A 12,383-nucleotide genomic window follows, 5' to 3' on the forward strand; every position below is an offset into this window, starting at 1 on the left:
AAGAACATAACTATTGTGCTGAGATTCTCCTTCATATTACTATTGTTATTCGGCGGACTTCAACTCTCCGCCCAGCAAGGCGTCTACATCCCGTCCGGAGCCACCGTATGGCTCTCCGGCAATACCAACGTAGGCATCTTCGCTGACATGACCAACAACGGAATCCTCGGTTCTAATCCTAATACCACCTTCTACTTTCTAAGCAAATTATGGACTAACGGAAGCGGCTCTACGCTACCAGACGAAAGCGCCGATGGCGTTTCTGGTACTGGTGGTACTTTCAATTTTTTCGGTGGCGCGGGCGTTGGGCAACAAAAAGTATTCGGTGGCTATAGCTTCATCACCAAAACAGGCACCAGCTTCCCTAACCTGCAACTCAGTAACAGCGCCGGTTTGCTGCTCGATGATCTGAGTGATCTGAAAATCCGCAATACCCTGCAATTTAATAATGGCCGTTTATACCTGAATGGCTGGATCCTGCAGGTGGGCGATAAAAGCCCCGGCACCATCACCGGCTATTCGGATGCCCGCTACGTAGTGACTGGCAAAGGTATTGCCGGCGGTTTATTGTACCGCGCTGCCATCAACAATGCCGCAGGTAAAGTAGTATTCCCTATTGGAACAGACGATAACAGCTATGCACCCGCCGCAGTCCTGATGACCGGCGGAAAAGATATGATTGGTGCACGGGTATACGACAGCGTATTCACAGTAGCCGCCGGCGGTACTTCTTACCCCGACAGCTTCGTGAATAAAACCTGGAATGTCCGCCGCGATGATAACACCGGTGGAGAGGTAGACGTGATCCTGCAACACATGGATACCGACGAACTACCTGCCTATGCTACTTATCGCGACAGCAGCTTCATTACCCGCTTTGTAACCGGCGTATGGGACAACGTACCATTTATTCCCAATAAACCATTGGCGGGTACGCTCACCACCAGCTCCATGTCCAGCCCCGCTACCATGCACCTGCGACACTTCACAGAGTTGGGCAGCAACGAATATTTCGCAAAAACAACGCTCTTCGGTTCAGCTAAACCGGCCATGTTCCTGAGCTTCGAAGCATATCGCATTGCACCGGCCATGGTACAGCTGGACTGGACCACCAGCAAGGAAATATTCAATGCGGTATTTGAAGTGGAACGTCGCTATGAACGGGAAGAGTCTTTCAGCAAAATTGCAACGGTGCCTACAAAAGCCATCAATGGCAATAGCAGCTCGCCGCTCAGTTATACCTACCAGGATCCGAATGATTACGACGACTGGACCTACTATCGCATCAAGGCAGTAGGTAAAAACGGTAAGGTCACCTATTCGGAAGTCCGCGCAGTACCACCGTTTGTACAAATTAACGTATTCCCGAACCCGAACAACGGCCGCTTTACAGTCAAAGTCCGTGGTATCCGCGGCGACATGCAAATAGAGCTGCATGACGTATGGAGCCAGGTAATGCGGAAGTATGATGTGAAAGGAGATAAGGATATCGATATCTCCGGCTTACCTTCCGGTGTTTACTTCCTGGTGATTTATCATAAAGACACCATGAAAGTGCTTTACACCTGCAAGGTGGTAGTCACTCAATAGCAAGAGTTACGGATTTGTAGGGAGAGGATAGCAAATCTTCGCGTTTGCCACCTCCCGGCAAATCCGTAATTCCTAATTTTCCTTTGTTTTTCTCGCTGATTTGGCGCAATTTTGTAGCGTTCTTCCCTATAGACGATTCATTTAAACAGATAGTTTTGAAAAAAATAATCATCACGATAGATGGCTACTCTTCATGTGGCAAAAGCACCCTGGCCAAGCAATTGGCTAAAAAGCTGAACTATACCTATATAGACAGTGGTGCCATGTATCGTGCTGTGACCCTGTATTTTATTCAAAACCGCATCGATTGGATGTCGCACGAGGCGGTAGCTATGGCCCTGAAAGATGTACACCTGGATTTTGTGCCCAACTCCCTCACAGGTTTATGCGAAATGTACCTGAACAATGAGAATGTGGAACACCTGATCCGTGAAATGGTGGTGGCAGAGAAAGTGAGTGAAGTAGCCGCTGTAAAGGAAGTCCGCGACTTCGCCGTGGCGCAGCAAAAGAAAATGGGCACCCGCAAAGGTATCGTCATGGATGGCCGTGATATTGGCACTGTTGTATTCCCCCACGCAGAATTGAAGATCTTTATGACCGCTGAAATCGCCATTCGCGTACAGCGCCGCTTCAAAGAACTATACGAAAAGAACAAGAATATTACCCTCGAAGAAGTAAAACAGAACCTCGAATTAAGAGATTATATAGATGCTAACCGCGAAATAAGTCCATTGAGGAAAGCAGATGACGCTATTATCCTGGATAACAGCCACTTAAACCTGGAAGACCAACTGCAACTGGTCATGCAATGGGTGGAAGATGCAATAATGGCGCACTCCTCATAAAATATTATTTTCTTTTATTAAAACTCTTTTATACATTTGTTGTGTAGCTGTTAATGTTACCAACCCGATAATTTTTCCACATCCTCCCGAATTTCCAACAGAACTTATTTGCATGTCAAATGCTTGTCTCTTTTGTAGACACATTTTGCATACCCAACCTTATCCTCTCTGAAAATACTGCTTAGGTAATTTTCATATAGTAAGTCATTCGTGCCAACGACAACCGTGCTGTTGACCCGACTGAATAAGACAATAGAACAGGTGCGTAATGCGCGTTATCAATATGCCGTGCTTTCGAAAAAGGTCTTATCCTAGCTATATCCATAAGGACCCTTTGCTATTAACCGATTATAAATTGCTATTATATAAAATTCAGTCAGGGGTAGTATCACCGCTACTTTCAGGCGTTAAAGGTAATGTGGGATGGCGTGGTTCGCCATGGCTGTCCCATATTTTCAGTAGGTGTATTCGGTTAATAGGAAGAAGGGGCGAATTCTTTCGCCCTTTCGCTTTTTTAAAACTTTTTGATTGTCAACCGGTTATTATGCGTAGTACTACGTGCGGGTTATTCATAATTCTTTTTTAAATTGTGTTGTCTCACAGGCCAGCCAATGTCTATTAAAGGTGTATGTTTTTTGTTCCTGCTCCTCCTGGGAGCTGTAAGAGGAACGATAGCGCAGGATTCCCTGCGGATGTCCAGGTTGATGGATTCTATTCGTACGCTCCCCAATGATACGGCTAAAGTATCCTTGTTGCTCAAATCAGGAACAGCCAACAACCGCTACTTCGAATCACATAAACAGGAGAACCCCTTTCTGCAGGAGGCTTTGAATCTGTCTCAGCGCATTAGATATACGAAGGGAGTGGCCGCAGCATATAACGAAATCGGCACCAATAAGCGGAATAAGTCCCTTTATATTGTGGCGGAAGATTATCATGAAAAAGCCCTGAAAGCCGCAGAAGAAGCAAAGGATACTTTCCTCATCGTTTTTGCCCTCAATAATGCCGGGGTCGACTGCCGCCGGCAGGATAAGCTGCAAAAGGCCTTCGACTACCACGTCAGGGCGTTGGTGCTGGCCGAGAAAATCAATGATATCCGTAACATCTGCGTAGCTACCAATAGTATCGGTAATATACAGCTCACCACCGAAAAGTATGATGACGCCATTGCCCATTTTAATCATGCGTTGGAGCTCGAAGAAAAAAGCCATAATGAACTGGGCGTAGCCATTAACCTGGGCAACCTGGGATATGCCTACCAGGGGCAAAATAAACTGGACCTGGCTATTCAGTATTATAAACGCTCGCTTAATATGAATATTAAAATGGACCGCCCTATCGGGATGGCCATTTGTTATAATGCCCTGGGAGCCGCTTACAAAGAAAAGAAAGATTATCCTGCCGCCATGGAATACCTGAAAAAAGCGCTGGAGGTAAATGATAAGGTAGATGATAAAATACACGTGGCTGAAAGCTATTTGAGTATCGGGAAATTATTAGGTGCACAGGGAAAGCATGAGGAGGCCCGGGATAACATGATGAAATCCATTGAAATCAGTACTTTCTGGGGATTTAAATCTATGCTGATGGATGCTTATAAAGCCCTGGCGCAGGATTACAAAGAGAGTGGCGATTTTAAAAAGTCATTGGAAGCTACCGACAAATCATTGTTATATAAAGATAGTATCCTCGATGAACGCTCTGCTATGGCCCTCACACAGATGCAAACCATTTACGAGGTAGACCGGAAAGACAACCAGATTCGCAGCCTGGAGCATGATAAAGTGATCAGCGAACTACGCACCAAACGTAATGTAGTAACCACCTTCTTCCTGGCAGCCTTCCTGCTGATGGCGGTAGTGGGCGGATTTTTCTATATCCGTCACCGTAACCTGCAGGCAAAGAAACAAACCTTACAATTGGAGTTGCGGTCGCTGCGTTCACAGATGAATCCACATTTTATTTTTAACTCACTTAGTTCTATTCATCGCTATATTTGGAGTAATAACCAGGAAGAAGCGTCAGATTATCTGACCAAATTTTCCCGGCTCATGCGGCTCATCCTCGATAATACACAGCATACTTTTGTTACACTAAATAAGGAACTGGAATCATTAAGGTTGTATCTTGACCTGGAGTCTCTGCGCTGTAATGGTATTTTTGACTACCATTTTAACATCGATCCCGAAATTAACGACGAAGAAGTACTAATTCCACCTATGATCCTGCAACCCTATGTGGAAAACGCTATCTGGCACGGACTCGTACATAAGTTACCGGAAGAAAAAGGATTGCTGACGATCGATATCGTTTTAAAGAAGCGAAGCCTCGTATGTACCATTACCGATAATGGGATAGGTCGCAAAAGAGCCATGGAAATAAAGGACAGGAAGGGACGCCTGCACAACTCGGTAGGTATGAAGGTAACAGAAGGACGGATAGACCTGATCCGGAAAATCAACAATAAAGACGCCAGGGTAATGGTAACAGACCTGGAAGATGAAGCAGGGCAGGGGATAGGGACCACCGTGACAATTGTATTGCCCGCTGAATTTATATTTTAGCCAGATGTAGTTTATTTAAAGACACTTCATCCTTAAACCATAAAACAGCTAATAGCTAAAAGCTACTTGTATGAGCGAAATCAAAGCTATCATTGTTGACGACGAGCAACATTGCATAGATGCCCTGCAAACAATGTTACAGAAAAAGTGTCCCGGTGTAAATGTAATAGGTACTGCTAAAAGTGTACGGGAGGCGAAAGAACTGGTAGATGAATTACAACCAGACCTGGTATTCCTGGATGTGGAAATGCCCTACCAGAATGGATTTGAACTGTTGAAATTATTTGAAAAAGTATTTTTTGACGTCATTTTCACAACAGCGTATGAGCAATACGCGTTAAAAGCCATTAAGTTTAACGCCCTGGATTACCTGCTGAAACCTTTTAGTGTAAAGGAATTGCAGGATTCGCTGGATAAATGCAGGGAAAGAAAGAACACCCGCGTCAAAGATCAATCCGGAAATTCTCCGATGGAGGTGTTCCTGCAAAACATGAAAACATTGCAGCAAACACATAAAAAGATTGCTCTTCCTACCATCAATGGCCTGGTGTTTATGCCGGTGCAAAACATTGTGCGTTGCGAGTCTACCGGCAACTATACCCGCATTTTCTTCACGGATAAAAAGAACCTGATGGTATCCCGTCCGCTGAAAGAATTCGAAGAGCTGTTGTCGGATGTGGATTTCTTCCGGGTGCATAACTCACATCTCATCAATATGCAGCAAATGCAGTCTTATATACAAGGTGAGGGCGGTTTTGCACTGATGAGCGATGGTACACAGGTAGAAGTTTCGAGAAGGCGAAAGGCCGACTTTTTAAAGAAAGCAATGCAGTTCTAAACTGGATTTTAAAAAGCCTGTTCCGATTTTATTCGTTTTTATGCCAGTTATAGCTATTTACCTACCATATAATAAATGGCTATTGCGGGCATATTATAGATAGACTACTTTTGAATTACGATTTCAATATTAACACAATATAAAGATTTTATACTCTGCATTACTAGCGTGATTAGCCCCAAAGAAAAAAGACACCTTCGTGGTGTCTTTTTTGTTGTATCTTATAAAATAATAATTATTTACACATAAGTTATATTATTCAATTGTAGCCATTTCATCGGCCTTGTGCTCTAGTCCGTAGAAAGAGAGCAGCCGGCGGATCACTCCTTCAACAAGCGCATCCGGGCAGGAGGCACCGCTGGTCAGCAGCACAGTCACCTGGTCTTTTTGAGGCAAAAAGGTGTCGCTGTTCAGTTCTTTTTTATGATGAAAATCCCAGTGATTGATAGCCGTACTGGAAAGTATATGTTCGGGAGATGAGATAAAATACGTTGGCAATTTTTCCTCACACAGTTCCACCAGGTGCGAAGTATTGGAGCTGTTATAGCCACCCACTACAATGGCCAGGTCGGCTACTTCCAGCAACATACCGGTAACGGCAGTTTGGTTATCATTGGTAGCATAGCACAGCGTATCGCGGGTGTCAGCAAATCTTTCGCCGGTAGTAGCTTCAGTGAGTCCGAAAGTATTCACCATTACCTGGCGTATATAATCCGCGATGGCCTGTGTTTCCGTAGCCAGCATAGTAGTTTGGTTAACTACACCTACGCGCTGCAGGTCTTTGGCGGCATCAAAACCGGTTGAATACTGCCCTTTAAACAGTTCATAAAACTCGGCCGGTTGCCGCTGACCAGTAATAAATTCTGCCAGCAGGGAAGCTTCCTGGATATCTTTCACTACTACTGTAGGTGTACCCGCCTGGCTATGGGAAAAGGTGGCCCTGGTTTCCTCATGTTTAGGCTTACCATGTACAATAACGGTATAGTTTTTTTGCCCTATTTGTTCTGCTTTATTCCATACCCGTTCTACGAAAGGGCAGGTGGTATTATATTTCAGCGGCTCAATGCCCAGCGAAGCCAGTTGTTTTTCTGTTTCCAGGGTAGTGCCAAAAGCAGGGATGATCACAATATCATCGGGCTGCAGTTGTTCCCAGGGTACCAGTTGACGGCCCGATGTATCCATAATAAATTGCACACCCCTGTCCAGCAAATCATTGTTCACATGCGGGTTGTGGATCATTTCACTGAGCAGGAAAATACGTTTGTCCGGATTTTCATCTACCGTTTTGAAAGCAATCTCAATGGCATTTTCTACCCCGTAACAAAATCCAAAGTGACGGGCCAGTAAAATTCTGAGCGGACCAAAGTTCAGTTCAGTGGGAGAAAAATCTTTCTTCATGCGGTCTTGCTGCTTGCGTTGGTTTTTAATGGCGCTGATCAGCGGACTGCGATATATGACGGGAACGTTAAATGTCTTCATGTTAATGGCGGAAATTGAGCGACAAAGTTAATCAGTTTTCTTTGCTCACTTTGTCTAACCAGGCTTTTTCTTCTGCACTCAGGCTCGAATAGCCTTTTTCATTGATTTTATCCAGCAGCTGATCCAGCCGGGAAGAGTTGTTATCGTCGGCCTTCTTGACTACTTTCAGCGGCGACTTTTTAGGCTTGAATTTGCGGGCAGCCTGCCGGTTTTCCCGACGGGTGTTGGCATCAAATAACCAGATAAGTGGTTTACAGAGATCCGTGCCTGCCTGTAAAATGCGGACATAGAAGAAACCAAGCAGGGAACCGCCCATATGGGAAATCAGTCCACCAATATTGCCATTGGGAATGGAAATTAAGCCTAATACCACCAGCGCCATAGCCAACCACTTCAGTCTTACGCTTCCAAAGAACATCAGTCCTATTTCATAGTTGGGCATCAAAGTAGCGGCGGCCACTAAAATACACATAATGGCGGCGGAAGCACCTACCATTGTACTGCCTACATAACCGGGAAATAAGGCGCTGCTTAAAAGGTATAACAGACCGCCGGCAATACCTCCCAGCAGGTAAATGGGGAGTACCCGTTTATTACCAAGGAAGTCACGGAAAAGATTACCAAACCAGTAAAGGTTGATCATGTTAAACAACACGTGGAATATTTCCTCGTGTGTAAACATATAGGTGAATAAGCCCCAGGGTTTTAATATAAATGCACTCAGCGGCACGTGCATGGCCAGCTGATCATAGGTCCAGATAAGTGGAGCGGGTTGTTTGGTCAGAAAAGCAATAAGACGTAGAATGTTGATCCCCAGAAATATAGCGATGTTCCAGAATAACAAATGGTTCACCGTATTACCTTGCCTGAGCCAATAGCGAATATCCGATTGAAAAGAGGTCCCGTTCATATACACAAATTAAAATAAAATCCGGGATTTAATAATAGTAATTAACATTTTGAATGGAGGAAAAATAAGCCGCCCCACTGCAAATAAATAACAGTTTCATCTTCCTGTTATATCAACAATAAATCCCGTTTCTGGTTGCTTTTTTGTCAAAAAAAATGCCCGTTTACACAGGTTAATTTTTTATCGTAGTATAAAAAATAATCATGCATTTAAAAAATATCTGAAAACTGCGGCCTGTATAGCAGGGAATAGGGCTTTTCTTCAATAAAAATGCGGATAAAAAGGGAAATTTTCGTATTTTTGCCGTCCCATAAAACAGGGAGTCCGGGTATTCCGGCTAAAATTTTCAATTTTTTATGAGCGAAAACAACATTTCTAACGAACAAAACGCTGAACAACAGGCTCCGCAAGCAGTTGCGGTTGAAACAGCGACACCAAAGGCACCTGTAGCTAAAGTTGAAACCGCACACGACGATTTCGACTGGAGCGTTGACAAACGTAACGTTTCTTCTTACAGCAAAGAAGAGAAAGAAAAGTACGACCAAACTTATGACAGCACTTTCAAAGTGTTTGAAGAAAACAGCCTGCTGACAGGTACTGTTGTAGGTTTAACCAACACAGACGTAGTTATCAACATCGGTTTCAAATCTGATGGTTTGATCTCTCTGAACGAATTCCGTGATTTACCAGGTCTGCGCATCGGCGACGAAGTAGAAGTACTGGTAGTAGAAAAAGAAGACCGCGATGGTAACCTGCACCTGAGCCGTAAACAAGCTCGTCAAAAACGTGCATGGGAAAAAATCGTGGAAGTTTACAAAACAGGCGAAGTGGTTACTGGTACCGTTACCAGCAAAACCAAAGGCGGCTTGATCGTAGACGTGTACGGTATGGAAACATTCTTACCAGGTTCACAGATCGATGTGAAACCAGTTACCGATTACGACCAGTTTGTAGGCAAAACTATGGAGTTCAAGGTGGTGAAAGTAAACGAAACCATCCGCAACGCCGTTGTTTCCCACAAAGCGCTCATCGAAAGCGATATCGAACAACAAAGAGTGGATATCATCAGCAAACTGGAGAAAGGCCAGGTTCTGGAAGGTACCATCAAAAATATCACCGACTTCGGTGCGTTCATCGACCTGGGTGGTCTGGACGGCTTGCTGTATATCACCGATATCAGCTGGGGCCGTATCTCCCATCCGAGCGAAGTGCTCCAGATGGATCAGAAAATCAACGTTGTTGTGCTTGACTTCGATGACGAAAAACGTCGCATAAGCCTCGGCTACAAACAACTGACTCCGCATCCGTGGGATACTTTACCAGCTACTATCACCGAAGGTGCTAAAGTGAAAGGTAAAGTAGTTAACATCGAAGACTACGGTGCATTCCTGGAAATCATGCCAGGTGTTGAAGGTCTGGTTCACGTATCTGAAATCTCCTGGGCTTCTACCCCTATCAACGCTAAAGAATTCTTCAAATTAGGAGAAGAATACGAAGCAGTGGTAGTTACCCTGAGCAAAGACGAGCGTAAAATGAGCCTGTCTATCAAACAACTGACAGAAGATCCATGGTCTACTATCGAAACTAAATTCCCAGTTGAAAGCCGTCACAAAGGTATCGTGAAAAACATCACTCCTTATGGCGTATTCGTTGAACTGGAAACTGGTATCGGTGGCATGATCCACATCTCTGACCTGAGCTGGATTAAACGTTTCAACCACCCATCTGAATACACTAAAGTAGGTAGCGAAATAGATGTAGTAATCCTGGGTATTGATAAGGACAACCGCAAACTGAGCCTCGGTCACAAACAGATCGAAGAAGATCCATGGAACACCTTCGAAACTATCTTCCCGATCAACTCTATCCACGAAGGTACAGTTGTGAAGAAAGATGATAAAGGTGCTACTGTTCAACTGCAGTACGGTCTGGAAGCTTACGCTCCTGCTCGTCACCTGAGAACTGAAGATGAAAAACCAATCAACGTTGAAGACGTGAAAGAATTCATGATCATCGAATTCGATCGCAGCGAAAAACGTATCCTGGTTTCTCATACCAGAGTTTGGGAAAAAGCACAGGCTGAAGAAAAACAGGCTGTAGTGAAAGAGAAGAGAGAAGAAGCAGACAAAACTCGTAAAGCAGTGAAAAACATCCAGGGTAAAGTAGAAAAAGCTACTTTAGGTGATCTGGGCGCTTTAGCTGAACTGAGAGAAAAACTGAAACAATCTGAAGGTGGCGAAGAAAAAAGCGCACAATAAGATCCCGTTTCATTAAATAATAAATCCCGCTTCGAGTAACATCGGAGCGGGATTTTTTTTTGAGCCAAAAGCGGAAAGCATAAAGCAAAAAGCTATTGAGGCGGATGATGTAAGCGAATATTAACTTCCCCTCTGGTCATCCGCCTCAATAGCTTTTTGCTTTATGCTTTCCGCTTTCTGCTTTATTCAAATATCGCTACCACTCTTGCCGGCGCTGCACTCGCCCCCTTTATCTTCAGGGGGAAAACACTCACTTTAAACCCGTAAGCCGGTAAAGCGCCCAGGTTCACTAACTGCTCCATATGGCAATATTCTTTTTGTTGCCCTACCAGGTGTGCCTGCCAGAAATAATTATCCCGTTGATTAGCTTTTGCCTGCTGCGCCATGTATTTCAATGGCAGATCAAATCCCCATTGGTCAATACCCATCACCTTCACGCCCTGGTCAATCAGCCAATGGGTGGCTTCCGCACTCATGCCCGTGCCGCGCATCGGGTACTCCTTTGTGCCGATATATTGATCACGACCAGTATGAATCAGTACAATGGTGCCCGGGGTAATCACCGCACCGCTTTTTTCCAGATCGGCACGTATATCCGCTACCGTTATTTCCTCGAAATCTGCTTTATGCGTCATGTTCAGTACTACACCATTACCATAGCACCATTCCAGTGGTATTTCATCAATGGTTTTGGCAGGCTCGCCATTCACGGTAGGCGCATAATGCCACGGCGCATCAATATGGGTGGCCGCATGAACGCCCATACTCATAATTTTATCGTCTGCCCAGCCTTCAAATCCTTTAGGGAACAGCTTTGCAGGAAGCCCAATAAAGAAGCGGATCAGGCCCTTACTCTGTTTGTGTGTTTTGTGCTTTATTTTGATCCGCATAAACCACGGATCCTGCTTATTATAAGCAATCGTTTTGGAGAGGTCGATGATTTTCATAGCTGTTGAGAAGGTTTTTTGTTTGTCTTGGGACAGGATTAGACTGATTAAACTGATTATATTTTGTTGATAGTGTATGGTATCAACAAAATATAATCAGTTTAATCAGTCTAATCCTGCCCTAAGACACAAAAATTATTTTATCAATAAAGATAGTGTAGCATCATTAAAGTCCAGCAGGCTATCCAGTTGTAAGTTCGCCAACGCATACCGCGGATCTTTCCGGTTATGCGCTTCAGGAACCACCACCGTGGTCATACGTGCTGCCTTGGCGGCCGTCATGCCGGTAACGGAGTCTTCAAAAGCAATGCAGTCCAGCGGATCGCTACCCAATGCTTTGGCACAGGCCAGGTATACAGCCGGATGGGGCTTGCCGTAGTCTTCAAATTCGGCGGAGTATACCTCCTGGAAAGCGTCTTTTATCTGTAAATGTTCCAGTACAGCGTTGATCAGGCGTAAAGGAGAAGAAGAAGCCAGGCCAATTTTGAAATTTTTCTCCTTAAAATAAGTAAGAATATAATGTAAACCCTCCATAGGTACACCTTCTGCAATGATCTTCGCGATTACGCTGTCGATGATTTCATTGACTACCTGCTCCGAACTTTTCCCTTCCCATTTATAATAGTTATGCCAATAGCTGACCACTTCTTTGGTGCGCAACCCGGTTGTTAAATGGGTCAGCTCCGGGGAAAGCTGCACACCTACCGTGGCAAATACCTCCCGCAAAGCGATACCCCACAATGGTTCTGAATCTATCAGCAAGCCATCCATGTCAAATATTACCGTGTCTATCATATACTTCCTTTAATGCGCGGCAAAGATAAGAAGAACTGCGGGCAGATGCCAGTGGAATTGATACGTAGCTACGGAACAAGCCGGGCGTTATCCATCTCCCCCATAACAATATGTTATACCGGATAAGATTTGGTTATTACCCCGCTGCACCTGACCA

The 12,383-nt window shown here is 44.6% G+C and carries 9 protein-coding genes; 5 read left to right on the forward strand and 4 right to left on the reverse strand.

What is annotated here, in order from left to right; translation table 11 throughout:
- Positions 1–15: 15 nt before the first annotated feature.
- From AC5ZC7_RS03300 to AC5ZC7_RS03315, 4 genes are all read left to right on the forward strand, one after another.
- Positions 16–1,590, forward strand: coding sequence for a T9SS type A sorting domain-containing protein (locus AC5ZC7_RS03300; RefSeq protein ID WP_496162131.1), 1,575 nt, complete (start codon positions 16–18; stop codon positions 1,588–1,590).
- Between the two features lie 155 nt (positions 1,591–1,745).
- Complete coding sequence (gene cmk / locus AC5ZC7_RS03305; protein WP_496162130.1) at positions 1,746–2,435, forward strand: (d)CMP kinase; 690 nt, start codon at positions 1,746–1,748, stop codon at positions 2,433–2,435.
- Between the two features lie 611 nt (positions 2,436–3,046).
- Positions 3,047–4,999 carry a tetratricopeptide repeat protein gene (locus AC5ZC7_RS03310; RefSeq protein WP_496162129.1) on the forward strand — a complete coding sequence of 651 codons (1,953 nt, stop codon included), beginning with the start codon at positions 3,047–3,049 and terminating at the stop codon, positions 4,997–4,999.
- A gap of 70 nt (positions 5,000–5,069) precedes the next feature.
- Entirely contained in the window at positions 5,070–5,837 is a 768-nt protein-coding gene (locus AC5ZC7_RS03315) for a response regulator (RefSeq protein WP_496162128.1), read from the forward strand.
- Positions 5,838–6,092: 255 nt separating this feature from the next.
- On the opposite strand, the gene AC5ZC7_RS03320 is transcribed toward AC5ZC7_RS03315, so the two are convergent.
- Positions 6,093–7,316, reverse strand: a complete 1,224-nt coding sequence (locus tag AC5ZC7_RS03320) for a 4-hydroxy-3-methylbut-2-enyl diphosphate reductase (protein ID WP_496162127.1) — start codon at positions 7,314–7,316, stop codon at positions 6,093–6,095.
- Between the two features lie 31 nt (positions 7,317–7,347).
- Positions 7,348–8,226 (reverse strand): rhomboid family intramembrane serine protease, encoded by an 879-nt coding sequence (locus AC5ZC7_RS03325; RefSeq protein WP_496162126.1) that lies wholly within the window; start codon positions 8,224–8,226, stop codon positions 7,348–7,350.
- Between the two features lie 356 nt (positions 8,227–8,582).
- Here AC5ZC7_RS03325 and rpsA point away from each other — a divergent pair, with 356 nt between their 5' ends.
- Positions 8,583–10,484, forward strand: a complete 1,902-nt coding sequence (gene rpsA, locus AC5ZC7_RS03330; protein ID WP_496162125.1) for a 30S ribosomal protein S1 — start codon at positions 8,583–8,585, stop codon at positions 10,482–10,484.
- Positions 10,485–10,666: 182 nt separating this feature from the next.
- Here rpsA and AC5ZC7_RS03335 read toward each other — a convergent pair whose 3' ends face one another.
- Both AC5ZC7_RS03335 and hxpB read right to left on the reverse strand, forming a co-directional pair.
- A complete protein-coding gene (locus AC5ZC7_RS03335; protein WP_496162124.1) occupies positions 10,667–11,431 on the reverse strand; it encodes a cyclase family protein in 765 nt (254 codons plus the stop codon).
- Positions 11,432–11,566: 135 nt separating this feature from the next.
- Positions 11,567–12,226 (reverse strand): hexitol phosphatase HxpB, encoded by a 660-nt coding sequence (gene hxpB / locus AC5ZC7_RS03340; RefSeq protein ID WP_496162123.1) that lies wholly within the window; start codon positions 12,224–12,226, stop codon positions 11,567–11,569.
- Positions 12,227–12,383: the final 157 nt, after the last annotated feature.

Source organism: Chitinophaga sp. 9-1-y, from assembly GCF_059511905.2.